Below are 19,181 nucleotides of genomic sequence, written 5' to 3'. Positions count from 1 at the left end.
CCTCTGGACATCACCCGACGGACGGCGCTACATCGTCGACCCCACCGGCATCATGCTCACCCTCTTCCCCGACCTCACCCGCATCCAATGGGACATCCCCACAACACCATCGGGAGCGGCGCAGGGAGCAGGGGAGCAGACGCGGCCCGGCGGTCGCACCCGCCTCCAACGCGAACACGCCCGCCGCGAACGACTCCGCCGCGACAACATCACCGCGTTCGAAGCGGAGCGGGATCGGCAAGCTCTGCCGGTCAGCGAGGTCGAGGTGGGCATGATGCACGTCATCGGTGCGCCGACCCCACGCCCGGCCCCGTCGTTCGACGGACCGCCGCCCTACTGAGCGAACAAGGTCGTGATGCGAGTGCTCGTAGCAGCGACTCGCCTAATAGCACGGTGTGGTCGTCACGCCCCATGATCCCCAGCAATAGGCGACGACGCACTCGGCGGGCGAGTAGATCATCTTCGACCACGAGTTCTGCCCGTTCGTGCTGCTGAATCCTTGCGTATAGCCGCCTTGTTGAACGGACTTGACATTCGAGCTGACCCCGTCGACCTGTGCCCAATTCGTCTTGCATGCATCCGACCGTCGGAGGTTGACCCATTGCTCGCCACCCGTGCCGTACACCGACGTGTGCCCGATCGTCCGCGCGGTCGCTGAGCACCCCGATGCGATGGGATCCTGGCCAGGATCGTGGACTTGGAGGTTCAGCGGCGGAAGCGCAGCGTGACGATCTTGAAGGGACGCAAAGACAAGCGCACGTCTCCGGCGGGCTCGGGATCGGCGACGGGGCGCTCCAGCAGGTCGGTGCGGACCACCGAATCATGCGGGAAGTCCGCGTGGATCGTCGCATCCGCGCGGGTACCGCGCGATTCGTACAGGCGCACGACGACATCGCCGCTGCCGTCCTCGGCGAGCTTGACGGCCTCGACGATCACGGCTGGGTGATCGACGGAGACGAGCGGAGTCACCGAGTCGGCCGACCCGGCGACGGTGCGAGGGGCGAGGTTCCGTCGGTAGCCCTCCTCGACGGCGTCGCCGATCGAGGCACCGGGGCGCACGGAGATGGCGAGCCGGTGGAAGCCCTGATCGGTCTCCGGGTCGGGGTAGCGGGGAGCGCGCAGGAGCGACAGGCGGACGACGGTGCCTCCCGGGACAGCAGTGATGTCGTGGCCGTAGGTGGAGTCGTTGGCAACGGCCACGCCGTAGTCGGGCTCGCCGATGTGCACCCAGCGGTGCGCGCAGATCTCGAACTTCGCGGCGTCCCAGGAGGTATTGGCATGGGTGGGGCGGAAGACATGGCCGAACTGGATCTCCGAGGCGCTGCGATCGGCGTGCACGTCGAACGGGAACGCCAGCTTGAGCAGCTTCTGCCGCTCGTGCCAGTCGATGTCGAAGTCGATATCCAGGGCGGGGGAGCCGGCGCGCAGGGAGATGTGTTGGGTCACGGTCGAATCGCCGAACGAACGTTGCACCACAACGGCGTCGCCGGAGGTCGCCACCGCGTCGACGTCGATCAGGTCGGTCACGCCGCGGCGGTAGAACGCGTCGATGTCCCACGCCTCCCAATGGTTCGGGATGTCGCGGTGCAGTTGGAGCAGGTTCCCCGGCGCCGCCATCGCCTCCCGGCCGGTCGCGGCGTCGGTCAGTGAGACGAGCAAGCCGCGCTCGTCGACCACCGCGCGGACGACGCCGTTGTCGAGGACGAGGTCGCGGCCTTCCGCCCGGGGTGCGACCGCCTCGGGGCGCGGGACGACAGCGGCGCCCAGCGCAGGGATTCCGTCGCGCGCGTGCGGCGCGGCACTGAACACCAGATTGTGTGCCTCGGCGGCGGGGAGGTCTTCGACCGGGGCCGCGCCCCCGTTCTCAACCGCGCCGACGACCTCAATCGCGCCGACGACCTCAATCGCACCACCGACTTCGGTTGCGCCCTGGGCCGCACCCGCGAGCCGATTCTGAGTCGTACTCTCACTGTCGGATTCCGACGCGTTCGCGAGGGCAGCGAGGGCACCGTCGATGATCCGCTCGAGTCGCTTCGCCACAGCGGCGTAGTTGCGCTCCGCGTCCTTGTGCACCCAGGCGATGGAACTGCCGGGCAGGATGTCGTGGAACTGCTGTAGCAGCACCAGATGCCAGATCTCCTCGAGCTCCTCCAGGGGATAGGAGAATCCGGTCCGGACCGCTGCGGTGGCGGCCCAGAGCTCCGCCTCACGCAGGAGGTGCTCGCTGCGCCGATTGCCCTGTTTCGTGTTCGCCTGTGAGGTGTACGTGCCGCGGTGGAACTCGAGGTACAGCTCGCCGGACCACCGGGCGGGCTGCTCCAGTTCCGCTGCGGCGGCGTCGAAGAACTCCACCGGCGTGCCGACCGACACCGTCGGCGAACCGTCGAGCGATGCGGTCCGCGCCGCCGCGGCGAGCATCTCCCGGGTCGGGCCACCGCCACCGTCGCCCCAGCCGAACGGGACGAGGGAGCGCGTGCCCACGCCCTGCTCACGATAGTTCTTCTGCGCCCGAGCCAGATCCGCGCCGGAGAGGTCCGAGTTGTACTTGTCGACGGGTGGGAAGTGCGTGAACAGCGCCGTGCCGTCGATGCCCTCCCAGAGGAACGACGAGTGCGGCATCCGGTTGGTCTGGTTCCACGACAGCTTCTGGGTCAGAAAGTACCGCGAGCCGGCCTGGGCCACGATCTGCGGCATCGCCGCCGAATAGCCGAACGAGTCGGGGAGCCACGCCTCCGGGGTGTCGATCCCGAACTCGTGCAGGAAGAACCGCTTTCCGGCCACGAACTGCCGGGCCATCGCCTCTCCGCCCGGCATGTTCGTGTCGGCCTCCACCCACATGCCGCCGACCGGCACGAACCGGCCCGCCGCCACGTGATCCTTGATGCGCGCGAACAGCTCCGGGTGCCGGTCCCGCACCCACGCGAACTGCTGTGCCGAGGAGCATGCGAACCGGAAGGACGGGTCGCGGTCCATGAGGTCCACGACATTGGCGAACGTTCGTGCGCACTTGCGCGCCGTCTCGCGCACCGGCCACAGCCACGCCGAGTCGATGTGCGCGTGGCCGACCGCCGTGATCCGGTGCGCCGACGCGGCGGCCGGTGCGGCCAACGCGGGGGCCAGGGCCGCCCGCCCCGCGGCCGCGGTGGCGGCGATGTCGTGCGGGTCCACCACGTCGAGCATGCGCTCGAGTGCGCGCAGCACCTCGTGCCGGCGCGGCAGGTCGAAGGGCAACTCGTGCATCAGCCCGTTCAGCGTCCAGACGTCCTGCTGCAGCTCCCACACCGTCCGGTCGCGGAGCGCGAGGTCGATGGTGCCGAGCCGGTACAGCGGACCGTCGCCCGCGGTCTCCCGGTCACCGAGGTGGGTGGGTGAGACGAAGTCGCCGCCCAGGTCGGGGTTCGCGGCGCACTCGAGGTACAGGTCCACGGGTTCGCCGGGCTCCAGCGGGACGTAGGCGTTGAACGGCGAGATGCCCTTCACGACGGTGCCGTCCGCGCGGTACACGAGCCCCTCGGCGTTGAACCCGGGGCCGCCGGTGAAGCCGAGCTCCACCCTCAACTCCAGGGCGTGCCCGGCGCCGTCGGACTCCGTGAGACCGGACCAGTCCGCCGGGACGTCCCCGGTCACGTGCAGCCACAGGGTGGACCAGGGCGCGCCCCACGGGCTGCCGGCAGCGATCGGCGTGAACTCCCGCACGACCGCCTCCGCGAAGGGCACCGGCTCGCCCGGGGCGGCCCACCCCGTCACCGTGACCGGCGCGGAGTGCGAGTACACCGCCCCGTTCAGGAAGTCCCGGGTGAATCTGTCGAGACGCTCTTCGGTCAGCCGCCGGTCGTCGTGCATGACAGTGAACCTACGGCCTCACGCGCGTCAGGGGGTCGGATGCGCCGGGAGGAAGGCCGACGCGTCGTGCCCGGAGGAGTCCTCCGCCCGGATCACGTGCACCACTGCGTTGATCAGCGCCAGGTGGGTGAACGCCTGCGGGAAGTTGCCGAGGTGCTTGCCCGACTTCGGGTCGAGCTCCTCCGCGTACAGCTTCAGCGGCGACGAGTACGCCAGCAGCCGCTCACACAGCGCCCGGGCGCGGGCGACCTCGCCGATCTCGACCAGCGCCGACACCAACCAGAACGAACAGATCGTGAACGTGCCCTCCTCGCCCGCGAGCCCGTCGTCGGTCTCCTCGACGCGGTAGCGCAGGACCAGGCCGTCCTCGGTGAGCTCGTCGGCGATCGCCAGCACGGTGGCGCGCACCCGCGGGTCGTCGGAGGGTAGGAACCGCAGCAGCGGCACCAGGAGCAGCGACGCGTCCAGCGCGGGGGCGCCGTAGCGCTGCGTGAACACGCCGCGCTCGTCCACGCCGTGCTCGAGGATGTCGGCCTTGATCACCTCGGCCTGCTCCGACCACTCGCTGGCGTAGTCGTTCTCGCCGTGCATGACCGCGAGTTTGGCGCCGCGATCGAGAGCGACCCAGCACATCACCTTCGAACTCGTGAAGTGCTGCGGTTCCCCGCGCACCTCCCAGATGCCGCGGTCCGGCTCGCGCCAGTGCTTGAGCGCCTCCTCGACCTGCTCCTTGAGCACCGGCCACAGCGTCTCCGGGATCCGCTCGGACGACTTGGTGTTCAGGTACACCGAGTCCAGCATCGTGCCCCAGATGTCGTGCTGGCGCTGGTCGTAGGCCCCGTTCCCGATCCGGACCGGCCGCGCACCGTCGTATCCCGAGAGGTGCGGCAGCTCCTCCTCGTGCAACGTGCGCTCCCCGCCGACCCCGTACATGACCTGCAGCGGATGTCGTTCGCCGTTGTTGGCGCCCGAGACATCGGCGATGAAGGAGAAGAAGTCCTCGGCCTCCCGGTCCAGGCCCAGCGTGTACAGGCCCCACAGGGCGAACGTGGAGTCGCGGACCCAGGCGTACCGGTAGTCCCAGTTGCGGACGCCGCCGGGCGTCTCCGGGAGCGAGGTGGTGGACGCGGCGAGCAGCGCCCCGGTGGGCGAGTAGGTCAGGCCCTTGAGCGTGAGCGCCGAACGCTGCAGATACGTGCGCCACGGATGATCGGGGAACTGGCCCACGTTGATCCACTGCCGCCACGACTCCGCCGTCGACCACATCTTCTGCGCCGCCTCGGCGAAGGTCTGCGGCACGGGGTGTTTGCTCCAGGACAGGGCGACGAAGACCTCGTCGCCCTCCTTGAGGCGGGTGTGCGCGCGGGCCTCCCGCCCCTCCAGGCCGAGCCGCATGTTGGTGGTGAGCTTGAGCTCGGGGTGCGCCCCGAAGTCGGTGCGGGCCCGCGCCACGGCCTCGCCGTAGCCGTCGCCGGAGTAGGCCCACTCCGCGCCGGCCCGGTTGTAGTCGAAGGCGGGCTCGCAGTTGAGCTGCAGCTCGACGGTGCCGGACACGCACCGCGCCGTGCGGAGCAGGATGTGCTCGGCGTCCCAGTCCGTCGGGGTCCGACGGTGCGTCCGGGATCGGGTCTGCGTGTCGTGCCACGGGCCCATCACGAGCGCGTCGCGGACGATGAGCCAGCCCGTGGACGTCTGCCAGGTGGTCTCGAGCATGAGGCTGCCCGGCAGGTAGCGACGGTCGACGGGGACCCGCACGCCGTACGGCGCGAGCCGGAAGGAACCTGCGCCGCGGTCGAGGATGGCGCCGAAGACGCTGGGGGAGTCCGGGCGGGGGATGCACATCCACTCGACGCTGCCGTCGCGCGCGATCAGGCAGGTGTTCTCGCAGTCCGAGAGGAACGCGTAGTCGTGGATCGGCGGGAAGACCGCGTCACCGAGGGGCGGGGTGTCGGTGATGAGCGCCTCGGGGCCGGAGACCTCGTCCTGGGCGGTGTCGGGGCCGGCGACCTCGTCGTGGGCGGTGTCGGGGCCGGGGGCATCGGAGGTCGGGGCGTCGTTCTTCGATGACATGCAGTCCATGATGAGGCACGGCGACCGGTTCGCGCAGGACGGTCGCTACGCTGGGCGTGTGCATCGACAAGCGCAGTGGTGGGACTCGGTGGAGCTGTGGCTCACGGGTCTGCCCTTCGCGCTGCAGGTCAGCCTGGTCATGGTTGTACTCGCGGTGATCGCAATGCTGGTGGTGCGCGTGCTGAGCGCCCTCATCGACCTCGTCGCGGACGCGCTGGACGCCCGCCTCGTGCGGGCCTCCCGCGCCGACGCCGCAGGTCATGGGGCCGGAGAAGGGGATGACGAGAGTGTCTGAGACAGGCGGCGGATGGCGGGCGCTGGTGCCCAAATCGAAGGTGACGCTCGCGCTGATCGCGCTGCTGGTGCTCCTCGTGGTCGCGTGGGCGCTGCTGCGCTGACCTCGATTCGTAGGATTCTCGCCTGACCAGTCCCCAGCAAGGAGAACGGCGAGAAGTGATCAGACCCACGCTCCGCGGCCCTGCCATGAGCATCGTCGCGGTCGTCCTGGCCGTGGTGCTCACGGCATGTGGGGGCGGCTCCACCGACGTGCCGCACGGCGTGGACATCTCCAGCGGCCGCTACCAGGTGAAACTCGTGGCGTTCGCGACGCCCAAGCCCGTCTTCGACCAGACCATCCCGCTGTTCCGCGAGTCCAACCCCGACATCGGGTTCTCGCAGTCCTACGGAGCGTCGGGCGATCAGTCGCGCAAGGTGGCGCGCCACGTGCCCGCCGATGTCGTGAACCTCTCCGTGGCACCCGATGTGACCCGCATCGTCAAGGCCGGGCTGATCGACAAGGACTGGGAGAAGGCGTACCCGCGCAAGTCGGTGCCGTTCACCTCCGTGGTCGCCGTCGTCGTGCGGCCCGGCAACCCGAAGGGCATCCACGACTGGGCCGATCTGCTCAAGCCCGGCGTCGAGGTGGTGACCCCGAACCCCGCCAGCTCCGGCTCGGCGAAGTGGAACCTGCTGGCGCCCTACGCCGCGCTGTCCAACGGGGGGCAGGACCCGGCGAAGGGCCTCGCGTTCGTCAAGGAACTGATTCGCGACCACACCAAGGTCAGCCCCGGGTCGGGCCGCGATGCCACCGCCGCGTTCCAGTCCGGCCAGGGCGACGTGCTGCTCAGCTACGAGAGCGAGGCCGTCCTGCTGCAGCGGCAGAGCGTCAAGGACGGCACGCCGAAGCCCGAGTACTTCATCCCGCCGCAGTCGTTCCGGATCGATCTCCCGGTGGCCGTCGTGAAGACGTCCGAGGCGCCGGACGCGGCGAAGAAGTTCGTGGACTTCCTGTTCTCGCCCGAGGCGCAGCGGGCGATCCCGGCTTCGGGCTTCCGATCGGGGGACCCCGCCATCGCCGCCGAGACGGCGCACCTGTTCTCCGCACAGCCGCAGCGGCTGTGGACGATCGAGGAGCTGGGAGCGGTGCTCGGCAAGGGCACAGCGGCGAAGAACAACGGCAAGGACCTGACCGGCTGGCCCGCGGTGGACGCGGCGCTGTTCGGCGACAAGGGCACCATCGCCGCGGCCTACAAGAACGGGGGCAAGTAGATGCGCGCGCTCGGTTCGCTGCGCATCGGCGTGGCCTGGCTCTGGATCTCGATCATCGTGCTGCTGCCCATCGCGGCCATCACCACGAAGGCGTTCGACAGCGGATGGTCCGGCTTCTGGGACGCGCTGACGGCGAAGAACGCGGTGTCCACGCTGGTGATCACCGTGTGGGTCTCGCTGTTGGTGACCGTGATCAACGTGATCATGGGCACCGTCATCGCCTGGGTACTGGTTCGGGACGACTTCCCGGGGAAGGGCATCGTCAACGCCCTCATCGACCTGCCGTTCGCGCTGCCGACCATCGTCGCGTCGATCGTGCTCCTGTCGCTGTACGGGCCGGACAGCCCCGTCGGGCTGACGCTCAACGCGACCCAGCCCGCCATCGTGATCGCCCTGGCGTTCGTGACGCTGCCGTTCGTCGTCCGCCAGGTGCAGCCGGTGCTGATCGAGCTGGACCGCGAGGTCGAGGAGGCCGCGGCCTCGCTCGGGGCCCCCAACCGGGTGATCGTGCGGAAGATCATCGTCCCCACGCTGCTCCCGGCGATCCTCTCGGGCGCGGGCCTCGCGTTCACCCGCGCGATCGGTGAGTTCGGTTCCGTGGTGTTGGTGGGCGGCAACATCCCGGGTAGGACGCAGGTGGCGTCGCAGTACATCCAGCAGCAGCTGGAGGTGGACAACCAGGTGGCCGCGTCCGCGGTGTCGGTCGCACTGTTGGTGATCGCGTTCGTGCTGCTGGCCGTGATGCGGTTCGTGGGCGGACGCGGCGCGAAGCGGGAGGAGAACGCCGAATGAATCTCTCCAAGAAGACGGTCCTGAGCCTGCGAGGCGTCGCGCTGCTCTATCTGCTGGTGCTGCTGGTGCTGCCCATCGGGGTGATCCTGTACCGCTCGTTCGAGCGCGGCTTCGGCCAGTTCTGGGACTGGATCACCACGCCGGCCGCGATCTCGGCGCTGGAGCTGTCGGTGCTCATCGTGGCGATCGTGGTGCCGCTCAACGTGGTCTTCGGCGTGCTCACCGCCCTCGCCCTGGCGCGCGGCAGATTCCGCGGGAAGGCGGCGCTGCAGGCCGCGGTCGACCTGCCCTTCGCCGTCTCGCCGGTGGTCGTGGGCGTGGCCCTGATCATGCTGTGGGGCGTCGGCGGGTGGTTCGGCGGTGTCGAGTCGCTGGGCTTCCGCATCATCTTCGGGCTGCCCGGCATGGTTCTCGCCACCACCTTCGTGACGCTGCCCTTCGTGGTGCGCGAGGTGGAGCCGGTGCTGCACGAGATCGGCGAGGATCAGGAGCAGGCCGCCGCCACCCTGGGCGCCAACGCCTGGCAGACCTTCTGGCGAATCACGCTGCCCGCGATCCGCTGGGGCCTGACCTACGGCGTGGTGCTCACGATCGCCCGCGCGCTGGGCGAGTACGGCGCCGTCACCATGGTCTCGTCGAACTTTCCGGGCATATCCCAGACGCTCACGCTGCTGGTGAGCTCGCGCAATCACGACGACTACAACACTTTCGGGGCCTACGCGGCGGCGACGCTGCTGATGCTGCTGGCGCTCATCGCGCTGGTGGTGATGTCCCTGCTCGAAGCGACCCGCAGGAGGAACCGCGATGACGATTAGCGTGATCGGCGCGAACAAGCACTACGGTGACTTCGCCGCCCTGGACGATGTGTCCCTGGAGATCCCCGACGGCTCGCTCACGGCGCTGCTGGGCCCCTCGGGCTCGGGCAAGTCGACGCTCCTGCGGTCCATCGCGGGCCTCGACCGACTCGACTCCGGCCGCGTGGAGATCAACGGCGCCGATGTCACGCACGCGTCGCCGCAGCAGCGCGACATCGGGTTCGTGTTCCAGCATTACGCGGCGTTCAAGCACATGACGGTGCGGGAGAACGTCGCCTTCGGGCTGAAGATCCGCAAGCGCCCCGCGACCGAGGTCAAGGCGAAGGTCGACGACCTGCTCGAGGTCGTCGGGCTCACCGGCTTCCAGACCCGCTACCCGGCGCAACTGTCCGGCGGCCAGCGTCAGCGCATGGCGCTCGCCCGCGCCCTCGCGGTGGACCCGCAGGTGCTGCTCCTCGACGAGCCCTTCGGCGCCCTCGATGCGAAGGTCCGCGACGAGCTGCGCTCGTGGCTGCGTCGCCTGCACGACGAGGTGCATGTGACCACCGTGATCGTGACCCACGACCAGCAGGAGGCGCTCGATATCGCCGACCGCATCGCGGTGCTCAACAAGGGACGGATCGAGCAGGTGGGCACTCCGGCCGACGTCTACGACCGACCCGAGACCGAGTTCGTCATGTCCTTCCTCGGCTCGGTGGCCAAGCTCAACGGGGTGTTGGTGCGGCCGCACGACATCCGGGTCGGCCGTACGCCGGAGCTGGCCCGCGCGGGCGGCCAGACCTCCGAGGAGGCGGGCGTCCTGCGCGCCGAGGTCGAGCGCGTGGTGTACCTGGGCTTCGAGGTGCGGGTCGAGTTGAAGAACGCCGCCACCGGCGAGCGCTTCCACGCCCAGATCACCCGCGGCGACGCCACCGCGTTGGACCTGTCCGAGGGGGACGCCGTGTACGTGCGCGCCACCCATGTGCCGGAGATCGCCGCGTCGAGTTAGTGTCCGGGCCGCTGCGCGCGTTCACGGCGCGGAAATCATGTTGTGCGCGTCGGTAATGTCGTCGGTATGACCGATTCGAGCGATATCGAATTCCAGCGCGTCCGCACCCCGGAGCAGTACACCGGATTCCAGGAGTGCGCCTCCATCGGTTTCCAACAGCGGATGGAGAACGCCGAGGCGTGGACCGAGGCGATCCTCGCCGACCTCGATGCGCTCGATCACCGGGTCGCCGTCGCGGACGGGCGGACCGTCGGGACCTTTCTGTCCTTCGACCAGCGGCTCACCGCGGTCGGCGGGGCGACGGTGCCCGTCCGCGCCGTCTCCGCCGTCACGGTGCTGCCGACGCATCGGCGCCGCGGGATCCTCGGCACGCACATGCGGGAATGCCTTTCCGCCGCACTCGCGGACGGGGCCGCCGCGGCCACGCTCGTCGCCGCGGAGTACGCGATCTACGCCAGGTACGGATTCGGGCAGAGCACCGAGGTCGTCGACTACCGCATCGCGGTCGACCGTGCTCAGCTCCCGCAACGGACATCGCAGGAGCTCCGCTACGTCGCCGGTGACGAATACCTGACCGCCGCCGACCGGATCCGCGAGCGCGTGAGCATCCCTGGCCGGGTCTCCCGGCTCGACATCAACGGCCGACAGTCGGCGGGTCTGCTCGGCAAGAGCGACGACAAGCAGCGCCTGGTGCTGCGTCGCGACGGGGACGTCGTGGGCGTGCTGACGTACACTGTCGCGAACAAGTGGACCGACTCCCGCCCCGACTCGACGGTCACCGTCTCCGAGCTGCTGGGGATCGATGCCGCCGCCGAGCGGGAGCTGTGGGCGTTCGTCATGAGCATCGACTGGGTGAGCACGGTCCTCGCGCCGCAGCGCGCTCCCGACGACATCGTCGGCACCGTCCCCGCCGACCCGCGGACCGTCCAGGTGTCCAACCGCTGCGACATGCTGTGGATCCGGCCCCTCGACGTGCCCGCGCTGTTCTCCGCGCGCACCTACGCCGCCCCGGGCCGCCTCGTGCTCGACGTGACCGATCCCGGGTTCGACGGTGCCGGGCCCGGCCCGGCGCACGGGCGGTTCCTGATCGCGTCCGACGGTGGCGAGGGGGAGTGCGTGCCCACCGATGAGCCCGCCGACCTCGCTCTCGACGTGAAGGACCTCGGGCGGCTGTGGCTCTCCGACGAGCCCGTTGCGCGCCGGGTCGCCGTCGGCTCGATCCGGGAGCTTTCCGACGGTGCGGCCGCCCGGGCCGACCTGATGGTGTTCAGTCCGCGCCGGCCCTGGTCGGTCGAGCACTTCTGATGCGCGATCCGACTACCTCGCCCGCGTTCCGGCGGGTGGAGCGAGACATGCCCGGGACGGGGCGGTATCGAATCGGTGAGGTGCCCGAGGGACGGTGACGACTGTCGCCGCGCTCTCGGATTCTGTCCGATGCGGCCAGCGAGTCCGTACCGGTCAGAATCCGAGTGTCACTCGTGTGTAGCTGCGATGCCTCGGAACCGTCACCGATGCCCTGCGACGCAGCAGCCGCTCGTGCGCACGCCGCCGCCCCGAACGGCGCCGGCCGCACCCCGACGAACGGAGTGCGGCCGGCGGACCGTCGAACCGCCTAGACCAGGTGGGCCAGAGCGTCCCCGACCAGGCCCGCGGCGAGGGTGTTGCCGCCGGCGGGGTCGATGAGCAGGAAGCTGCCCATCTCCCGGTTCTTGTCGTAGTCGTCGGCGACGATCGGCTCGGCGGTCTGCACCGTGATCCGGCCGATCTGGTTGAGCTCCAGCGTGGTGCCCTCGCCGACGGTGAGGTTCTGCTCGTCGAAGACGGCGTCCAGCCCGCCGACGATGGCCTGCGTGGTCTTGGTGCCGTGCTTGAGCAGCAGGCGGGCGCCGATGCGCAGCGGCTTCTCGGCCAGCCAGCACACGGTGGCCTCGAACTGCTGGCGCGGCTCGGGAGCGTCGGCGGCGGAGACGATCACGTCGCCGCGCGAAACGTCCACGTCGTCGGCGAGGATCACCGTCACCGACCGGCCCGTATGGGCCGAGGCGAGCTCGCCGTCGGGGGTGTCGATGCGCTCGACCCTGCTGCGGGTGCCTGCGGGGAGTACCAGGACCTCGTCGCCCACGTCGACGGTGCCGGCGGCCACCTGACCGGCGTAGCCGCGGTAATCGGGGTACTCGGGGGTGCGCGGCCGGATCACGTACTGCACGGGGAAGCGGAAACCGATCGGCGTCGTGTCCGGGTCCGTCGGGATCGCCTCGAGGTGCTCGATCAGCGACGGTCCGTCGTAGTAGGGCGTCTGGTCCGAACGCGAGGCCACGTTGTCGCCGTGCAGGGCCGAGACGGGGATGGCGTGGACGGCATCGTCGGACCACCCCAGCGAGCCCGTCAGCTCCCGGAACTCCGCCGAGATCTCCTGGAACACCGACGCGGGGTCGGAGACCAGGTCGATCTTGTTCACCGCGAGCACCAGGCGCGGCACGCCCAGCAGCGACAGCACGGCCGCGTGCCGGCGGGTCTGCTCGATCACGCCCTTGCGCGCGTCCGTCAGGAGGATCACGACCTGCGCGGTCGACGCGCCGGACACCGTGTTGCGGGTGTACTGCACGTGGCCCGGGGTGTCGGCGAGGATGAAGGACCGGTTGGGCGTCGCGAAGTAGCGGTAGGCCACGTCGATCGTGATGCCCTGCTCGCGCTCGGCGCGCAGGCCGTCGACCAGGAGCGACAGGTCCGGGGTATCGAGGCCCTTGTCGACCGACGCGCGGGTGACGGCGTCGATCTGGTCGGCGAGCACCGACTTCGTGTCGTACAGCAGGCGCCCGACGAGGGTGGACTTCCCGTCGTCGACGGAGCCGGCGGTGGCCAGGCGGAGGAGTGCAGGAGCCTGCGACATCAGAAGTAGCCCTCTTTCTTGCGGTCCTCCATGGCGGCCTCGGAGACACGGTCGTCGCCACGGGTGGCGCCGCGCTCGGTGAGGCGCGACGCGGCGACCTCGGCCATGATCTGCTCGTTGGTCGACGCGGTCGACTCGATGGCGCCGGTGGTGGAGCCGTCGCCCACGGTGCGGTAACGCACCGACAGGGTCCGGACCTGTTCGCCGTCGCGGGCGCCGCCCCACACGCCGGAGGTCATGAGCATGCCGTCGCGGTCGAACACCTCACGCTCGTGCGCGTAGTAGATCGAGGCCAGCTCGATGTCCTCGCGGGCGATGTACCGCCAGATGTCGAGCTCGGTGAAGTTGCTGATCGGGAACACCCGGACGTGCTCGCCCGGCGCGTGCCGGCCGTTGTACAGGTTCCACAGTTCGGGGCGCTGCCGCTTCGGATCCCACTGGCCGAAGGCGTTGCGCAGGGAGAAGATCCGCTCCTTGGCGCGGGCCCGCTCCTCGTCGCGGCGGCCGCCGCCGAAGACGGCGTCGAACCGGTTCTCCGAGATGGCGTCCAGGAGCGGCACCGTCTGCAGCGGGTTGCGAATGCCGTCGGCCCGCTCCTCGAGCCGGCCGTCGGCGAGGTAGTCCTCGACCTTCGCCACGTGCAGGCGCAGGTTGTACTTCTCGACCATCCGGTCGCGGAAGTCCAGAACCTCCGGCAGGTTGTGGCCGGTGTCGACGTGCAGCAGTGCGAAGGGCAGCGGCGCCGGCCAGAAGGCCTTCACCGCGAGGTGCAGCAGCACCGTCGAGTCCTTGCCGCCCGAGAACAGGATCACGGGGCGCTCGAACTCGCCCGCGACCTCGCGGAAGATGTGGATGGCCTCGGACTCGAGCGCGTCGAGCGTGCCGAAGTCGGGCACCGTCGGAGACGTGGGAGGTTCTGTGATGGTCATGAGGCGTGCAATCCGCATTCTGTCTTGGTCGAACCGGCCCAGCGGCCGCTGCGAGGATCGGAACCCGGGGCGGGCTTGTTGGTGCAGGGCTGGCAGCCGATCGACGGGTAGCCCTCGTCCACCAGCGGGTTGACCAGGATGCCGTTCTCCTCGATGAACTGCTGCATCTGCTCGTCGGACCAGTCGACGATCGGGTTCACCTTGAGCAGACCGAAGCCCTCGTCGAACGAGATGAACGGGGCGTTCGCGCGGGTCGGCGACTCGACGCGGCGGATACCGGTGACCCACGCGCGGTAGCCCTTGAGCGATTCGCGCAACGGCACCACCTTGCGCAGGTTGCAGCACTGTGCCGGGTCGCTCGCGAACAGGTCCTTGCCGACGGTCGCGTCCTGCTCGCCCACACTCTGCTCGGGCGTCACGTTGAGCAGCTCCACCTCGTAGATCGCCTCGACCGCGTCGCGCATGCCGATCGTCTCGGGGAAGTGGTAGCCGGTGTCGAGGAAGAGCACCTTGGGGCGGGCCTGCACCTGCTTGGCGAGGTGCACCAGCACCCCGTCCTGCATGTTGGACGCGACGACGAAGTCCTCGCCGAAGGTGTCCAGCGTCCACTGCAGGAGCGTGAGCGCGTCGGCGCCCTCCAGCTCCTTCGCCGCGCGCTCCGCGAGCGCGCGGAGCTCGTCCGCGTCGCGTCCGGTCAGGGGGTTCGACGGTGCCGTCATCGCAGGTCCTCCTCCGCGGCGCGGGCCACCCACTGCGCGAATCGCTCCTCGCCCTCGCGCTGCTCGGCGAACTTCCGCACCACTCGTTCCACGTAGTCCACGACCTCGGTCGCGAGCACCTTGTGGGCCCGGAGCTTGCGCCCGAACCCGGTGTCCTCGCCGAGGCTGCCACCAAGATGAACCTGGAATCCCTCGACGTGATTCCCGTTGTGGTCGTCCACGAGCTGGCCCTTGAAGCCGATGTCGGCGATCTGGACGCGCGCGCAGCTGTTGGGGCAGCCGTTGACGTTGATGCTGATGTTCGTCTCGTGCAGCTGGTTCAGGTCCTTGAGGCGCTTCTCCAGCTCGGGCACGAGGGACTGGCTGCGGCTGCGGGTCTCGGTGAAGGAGAGCTTGCAGTACTCCAGCCCGGTGCACGCGATGAGGTTGCGGCGCCACCGCGAGGGCCGGGCCGTGAGGCCGACCTTCTCCAGCGCTGCCTCAAGGCCGGCGACCTTGTCGTCGGGGACGTCGACGACCACGATCTTCTGGTAGGGGGTGGCGCGGACCCGATCGGTGCCGGCCTCCTCCATCGCGTCGGCGATCGCGTCGAGGGCATCGGCGGAGAGCCGGCCCGAGACGGCCGAGAAGCCGACGGCGTTGAGACCGTTGCTCTGCTTCGTGATGCCGACATGGTCGATGGTGGTCTTCGGCGCGATCGGGGCGGGACCGTCGATGAGCTTGCGGCCGAGGTACTCGTCCTCGAGCACCTGCCGGAACTTTTCCGGGCCCCAGTCCTTCACCAGGAACTTCAGCCGAGCCTTGCTCCGCAGGCGGCGGTAGCCGTAGTCGCGGAAGATCGCGACCACGCCCTCCCAGACGTCCGCGACCTCGTCGAGCGGTACCCACACGCCGAGCCGCTGCGCGAACATCGGATTGGTCGACAGGCCGCCGCCGACCCACAGGTCCAGGCCGGGCCCGTGGTCGGGGTGGTGCACGCCGACGAAGCTCACGTCGTTGATCTCGTGCGCCACGTCCTGCAGGCCGGAGACGGCGGTCTTGAACTTGCGGGGCAGGTTCGAGTACTCCGGGTTGCCGATGTAGCGGCGCTTGATCTCCGCGAGTGCGGGGGAGGCATCGAGCACCTCGTCGGGCGAGAGGCCCGCCAGCGGGGAGCCGAGCATGCCGCGGGGGCAGTCGCCGCAGGCCTCGGTGGTCTCCAGGCCGGCCTCCTCGAGGCGGCGCCAGATCTCCGGGATCGACTCGATCTCCACCCAGTGGTATTGGATGTTCTGCCGGTCGGTGATGTCGGCGGTGCCGCGCGCGAAGTCGCGCGAGATCGACGCGAGGGTGCGCACGCCCTTGGTGGTGAGGTTCCCGCCGTCGGTGCGGACCCGCATCATGAAGTACGGCGCCTCGATGAGGTCGACATGGTTGTCACCGCTGTAACTGCCGTCGAAGCCCTCGGCGCGCTGCGTGTACAGCCCCATCCACCGGAACCGGCCGCGCAAGTCGGCCTTGTCGATCGAATCGAACCCCGACTTGGAGTAGATGTCCAGGATGCGGCGCCGCACGTTGAGCGGGTTGTCGTCGCGCTTGGACTGTTCGTTCGCGTTCAGCGGGGTGCGGTAGCCCAGCTTCCACTGGCCCTCCGATTTGCGCTGTGCCGGGCGCTTGCGAGCCGGTCGCGTGGGCGCGGCGTCGGCGGAGGGGGCAGGGGCGTCGGTGATCGACGTCATGAAGGCTCCTGGGATTCATGGGATGGCGCGCCAGGGCTGGTGGCGCTCAGGGGACTCGACGCGGAAGAAGGCGCCGGGAATCAGGCCCGACAGCCGCTGCTGCAGACCCGCAGGTAATCGATGTGCCGGCGCGACGCCAGCAGCTCACCCTGTCCATCCATCGAGATCATTGTGCCACCGGATGGGCGCAGAAGTGGAATCGGGTTTCGCTCAGTGATGCGTGAAATCGCCCGATCGGCGCACCTGCAAGACTGGGCGGGTGTCCGCGCCCTCGACCCCCGAGCTCCGCAGGCCCGACGGTGCCGCGACGCCGTTCGGGCTGTATCTGCACGTTCCCTTCTGCGCGACGCGCTGCGGCTACTGCGACTTCAACACCTACACGGCCGGCGAGTTGGGCGCGTCCACGTCGCCGCAGGCGTGGGCAGCGGCCGTCGACGGGGAGCTCGCGCTGGCGCGGCGCACCGTCGGCGACGTACCGGTGTCGACGGTGTTCGTCGGAGGCGGGACACCGTCGCTCCTGGGCGGCGACGGGCTCGCCGCCCTGCTGGACACTGCGCGTCGCCACTTCACCTTCGCGGACGACGCGGAAGTGACCACCGAGTCCAATCCGGAGTCGACCTCGCCCGAGTTCTTCGGCCGGCTGCGGGAGGCGGGCTTCACCCGGGTCTCCCTCGGTATGCAGTCGGCCGCGGCGCACGTGCTGCGGGTGCTCGACCGCACGCACACTCCGGGCCGCGCCGTGGCCGCCGCGAAGGAGGCTCGTGCGGCGGGCTTCGACCACGTCAACCTGGACCTCATCTACGGCACGCCGGGGGAGTCCGACGACGACCTGCAAGCGTCCCTGGACGCGGTGCTCGACGCGGGTGTCGACCACGTCTCCGCGTACGCGCTCATCGTCGAGGACGGGACGGCGCTGGCCCGCCGGATCCGTCGCGGCGAACTCCCCGACACCGACGACGACGTGCTCGCCCACCGGTACGAGATGGTCGACGACACCCTGCGGGGCGCCGGTTTCGACTGGTACGAGGTGTCCAACTGGGCCCGATCGGACGCCGGGCGGTGCCGGCACAACGAGCTCTACTGGGAGGGCGCGGACTGGTGGGGCGCGGGCCCCGGCGCGCACGGACATGTCGGCGGCACTCGCGTCTGGAACATCAAGCACCCGGCCCGGTACGCCGACGCCGTCTCCCGCGGCGAGTTGCCCGTCGCGGGCCACGAGGTGCTGACCGCGGAGGACCGGCACGTCGAGGACGTCATGCTCCGGGTTCGGATGCGGTCGGGCATCCCCGTCGAGGTACTCCGGGCCGAGGAGGTCGTACGGGCCGAGGGGGAGGTCACCGTCGGGAACCTGGAACGCGACGGCGACGCGTACGTGCTCACCGACGCCGGGCGGCTGCTGGCCGACGGGGTGGTGCGGCGCATCCTCGACTGAGTCACGACAGCTTCCACACCACCGTCACCGTGACGGTCAGCGACTGCTCGCCGCTCTCGATCGGGACGGGGGAGGCCGCCACGCCGGCGGTGTCAGGTGTGTACTGCCGGGTCGTGGTCGGGCGGACGGCCGCGCCTTCCGACACCGTGCGGACTTCGCCGAGCTTGCCGCCGGAGAGCTTGGCGTACTGCTCGGCGCGGCTCTTCGCTTCTGCGAACGCCTTGTCCCGGGCGGTCGCCTTGAGCGCCGAGTCGTTCTCGATGTCGAAGCCGACGGAGCTGATCCGCGTCGCGTCGCCGCCGGCGGTTGCGAGGTCGCCCAGGAGCTTCGAGGCGGTGTCCAGCTTGCGGACCTTGACGGTCAGCGACTGCGTGGCTTCGTAGGACGTGATCTGCCGGTCGGTGCCGTAGCGCGGATTCACGCGCACGTTCGCGGTCTGGACGTCCTTGGAGTCCACGCCGTTCGCGGTGGCCGCGTCGATCACCTTCTGTGCGCTCGCCGAGGCGTCGTTGAGCGCGGTCGTCACGTCTGCGGCCTGGTGCTGCACCGCCAACTGCACGGTGAGGACGTCGGGCTTCCCCGAGGCCTCGCCGGTGCCGACCGCGGTGATCTCCCGCGGGGAGTCGTTGGCGGTGCTGGACGAGCCGCAGGCGGACACCGAGCCCGCCATCGTGAGCCCGGCGAGGAGTGCGATGCCGGCGACGCGCCAGTTCCGCGCTGTTCCGGATCTCCGATTCGTCATGGTGTCAGAGTGGCAGGAGCGGCGCTCCTTCGCAGCTGATCGGTCGTTACGGCAACTTCTTCGCCGGTTAGACCAACTCCCATTCGACGACCACCTGCGCGGTCACGATGCGCTCGCCGGCCTCCATCGCGGGACCCGACCCCGGCGCCGCCGCCCTCGCCGCGAACATCACCTGCGGCCGCGGCGCGGACGACGGGTCGTCGGCGATGCTGAGCACGGCGCCCAGCGCGTCGCCGGACAGGTCGGCGTACTGCTCGGCCTTGGCCCGTGCGTCGGCGAACGCGGCGTCGCGGGCAGCGGCTGCCGGGGCGGCACCGTCGGACAGCGCGAAGGTGACGGAGTCGATCCGGGTGGCATCGCGCGCTGCGGCCGTGGCCGCCTGCAGCACCCATGCGGCACTGGCCACGTCCCGGACGGTCACCACGAGCGACTCGGACGCGGAGTAGCCCTCGCGTCTGCGGTCCTCCCAGGGCCCCGTCTCCACGGTCTGCAGGCCGACGTCGGAGGTGGCGATGTCACCGTCGGCGACCCCGGCGGCGCGGACGGCCGCGACGACAGCCTGAGCCGCATCGCCGGCGCCGGAGAACGCCGCCACGACGTCCCTCGCGCGGTGTTCGACCCCGATCCGGGCGATCACGACGTCGGGGATCGCGGCGGCGGATCCGGTGCCGGTCTGGCGGATGGTGCGGGTCATG

Annotated in this window: 17 protein-coding genes; 8 read left to right on the top strand and 9 right to left on the bottom strand. The window is 69.9% G+C overall.

Annotation, left to right across the window (positions count from 1 at the left end):
- On the top strand, positions 1–340 hold a 340-nt coding region (locus ABZX10_RS21205; RefSeq protein ID WP_355544707.1), incomplete at its 5' end, for a hypothetical protein.
- A 42-nt stretch (positions 341–382) separates the two neighbouring features.
- Here the strand turns inward: ABZX10_RS21205 and ABZX10_RS21200 are convergent.
- The 3 genes from ABZX10_RS21200 to ABZX10_RS21190 are packed head-to-tail and all read right to left on the bottom strand — an operon-like array spanning position 383 to position 5,799.
- Positions 383–673: a hypothetical protein gene (locus ABZX10_RS21200; RefSeq protein ID WP_355544727.1), complete on the bottom strand. Its 291-nt coding sequence runs from the start codon at positions 671–673 to the stop codon at positions 383–385.
- 32 nt (positions 674–705) lie between these two features.
- On the bottom strand, positions 706–3,843 hold the full coding sequence (locus ABZX10_RS21195; RefSeq protein WP_355544704.1) for a glycoside hydrolase family 38 C-terminal domain-containing protein: 3,138 nt from the start codon (positions 3,841–3,843) through the stop codon (positions 706–708).
- 27 nt (positions 3,844–3,870) lie between these two features.
- Positions 3,871–5,799, bottom strand: coding sequence for a glycoside hydrolase family 15 protein (locus ABZX10_RS21190; RefSeq protein WP_355544724.1), 1,929 nt, complete (start codon positions 5,797–5,799; stop codon positions 3,871–3,873).
- 172 nt (positions 5,800–5,971) lie between these two features.
- Here ABZX10_RS21190 and ABZX10_RS21185 point away from each other — a divergent pair, with 172 nt between their 5' ends.
- The 6 genes from ABZX10_RS21185 to ABZX10_RS21160 all read left to right on the top strand — a co-directional run bounded on the left by ABZX10_RS21185 (position 5,972) and on the right by ABZX10_RS21160 (position 11,361).
- Positions 5,972–6,208, top strand: a complete 237-nt coding sequence (locus ABZX10_RS21185) for a hypothetical protein (protein WP_355544701.1) — start codon at positions 5,972–5,974, stop codon at positions 6,206–6,208.
- 188 nt (positions 6,209–6,396) lie between these two features.
- Positions 6,397–7,461 (top strand): sulfate ABC transporter substrate-binding protein, encoded by a 1,065-nt coding sequence (locus ABZX10_RS21180; RefSeq protein ID WP_355544721.1) that lies wholly within the window; start codon positions 6,397–6,399, stop codon positions 7,459–7,461.
- Complete coding sequence (gene cysT, locus ABZX10_RS21175) at positions 7,462–8,253, top strand: sulfate ABC transporter permease subunit CysT (protein WP_355544698.1); 792 nt, start codon at positions 7,462–7,464, stop codon at positions 8,251–8,253.
- Positions 8,250–9,068, top strand: coding sequence for a sulfate ABC transporter permease subunit CysW (gene cysW, locus ABZX10_RS21170; RefSeq protein ID WP_355544695.1), 819 nt, complete (start codon positions 8,250–8,252; stop codon positions 9,066–9,068). The genes cysT and cysW overlap by 4 nt, the downstream gene beginning before the upstream one ends.
- Positions 9,058–10,056: a TOBE-like domain-containing protein gene (locus ABZX10_RS21165; protein ID WP_355544692.1), complete on the top strand. Its 999-nt coding sequence runs from the start codon at positions 9,058–9,060 to the stop codon at positions 10,054–10,056. Before cysW ends, ABZX10_RS21165 begins: the two co-directional genes overlap by 11 nt.
- A 66-nt stretch (positions 10,057–10,122) precedes the next feature.
- On the top strand, positions 10,123–11,361 hold the full coding sequence (locus ABZX10_RS21160; RefSeq protein WP_355544689.1) for a GNAT family N-acetyltransferase: 1,239 nt from the start codon (positions 10,123–10,125) through the stop codon (positions 11,359–11,361).
- A gap of 307 nt (positions 11,362–11,668) precedes the next feature.
- Here the strand turns inward: ABZX10_RS21160 and ABZX10_RS21155 are convergent, their stop codons facing one another.
- The 4 genes from ABZX10_RS21155 to ABZX10_RS21140 are packed head-to-tail and all read right to left on the bottom strand — an operon-like array spanning position 11,669 to position 16,312.
- Positions 11,669–12,946, bottom strand: a complete 1,278-nt coding sequence (locus tag ABZX10_RS21155; protein WP_355544686.1) for a GTP-binding protein — start codon at positions 12,944–12,946, stop codon at positions 11,669–11,671.
- Positions 12,946–13,893 carry a sulfate adenylyltransferase subunit CysD gene (gene cysD / locus ABZX10_RS21150; protein WP_355544683.1) on the bottom strand — a complete coding sequence of 316 codons (948 nt, stop codon included), beginning with the start codon at positions 13,891–13,893 and terminating at the stop codon, positions 12,946–12,948. Before cysD ends, ABZX10_RS21155 begins: the two co-directional genes overlap by 1 nt.
- A complete protein-coding gene (locus tag ABZX10_RS21145) occupies positions 13,872–14,594 on the bottom strand; it encodes a phosphoadenylyl-sulfate reductase (protein WP_355544680.1) in 723 nt (240 codons plus the stop codon). The genes cysD and ABZX10_RS21145 overlap by 22 nt, the downstream gene beginning before the upstream one ends.
- On the bottom strand, positions 14,591–16,312 hold the full coding sequence (locus ABZX10_RS21140) for a nitrite/sulfite reductase (RefSeq protein WP_355544677.1): 1,722 nt from the start codon (positions 16,310–16,312) through the stop codon (positions 14,591–14,593). The genes ABZX10_RS21145 and ABZX10_RS21140 overlap by 4 nt, the downstream gene beginning before the upstream one ends.
- 259 nt (positions 16,313–16,571) lie before the next feature.
- Here ABZX10_RS21140 and hemW point away from each other — a divergent pair, with 259 nt between their 5' ends.
- Positions 16,572–17,744, top strand: a complete 1,173-nt coding sequence (hemW, locus tag ABZX10_RS21135) for a radical SAM family heme chaperone HemW (RefSeq protein WP_355544674.1) — start codon at positions 16,572–16,574, stop codon at positions 17,742–17,744.
- 1 nt (position 17,745) lies between these two features.
- Here hemW and ABZX10_RS21130 read toward each other — a convergent pair whose 3' ends face one another.
- Both ABZX10_RS21130 and ABZX10_RS21125 read right to left on the bottom strand, forming a co-directional pair.
- Positions 17,746–18,486 carry an SIMPL domain-containing protein gene (locus tag ABZX10_RS21130; protein WP_355544671.1) on the bottom strand — a complete coding sequence of 247 codons (741 nt, stop codon included), beginning with the start codon at positions 18,484–18,486 and terminating at the stop codon, positions 17,746–17,748.
- Positions 18,487–18,553: 67 nt separating this feature from the next.
- Positions 18,554–19,180 carry an SIMPL domain-containing protein gene (locus ABZX10_RS21125; RefSeq protein ID WP_355544668.1) on the bottom strand — a complete coding sequence of 209 codons (627 nt, stop codon included), beginning with the start codon at positions 19,178–19,180 and terminating at the stop codon, positions 18,554–18,556.
- Between the last annotated feature and the right edge of the window lies 1 nt (position 19,181).

Source organism: Tsukamurella sp. NPDC003166, from assembly GCF_040611135.1.
In the GTDB taxonomy this organism is placed as follows: Bacteria; Actinomycetota; Actinomycetes; order Mycobacteriales; family Mycobacteriaceae; genus Tsukamurella.
Note: the sequence above shows the minus strand (reverse complement) of the source record. Positions and strands in the feature narration are given on the sequence as shown.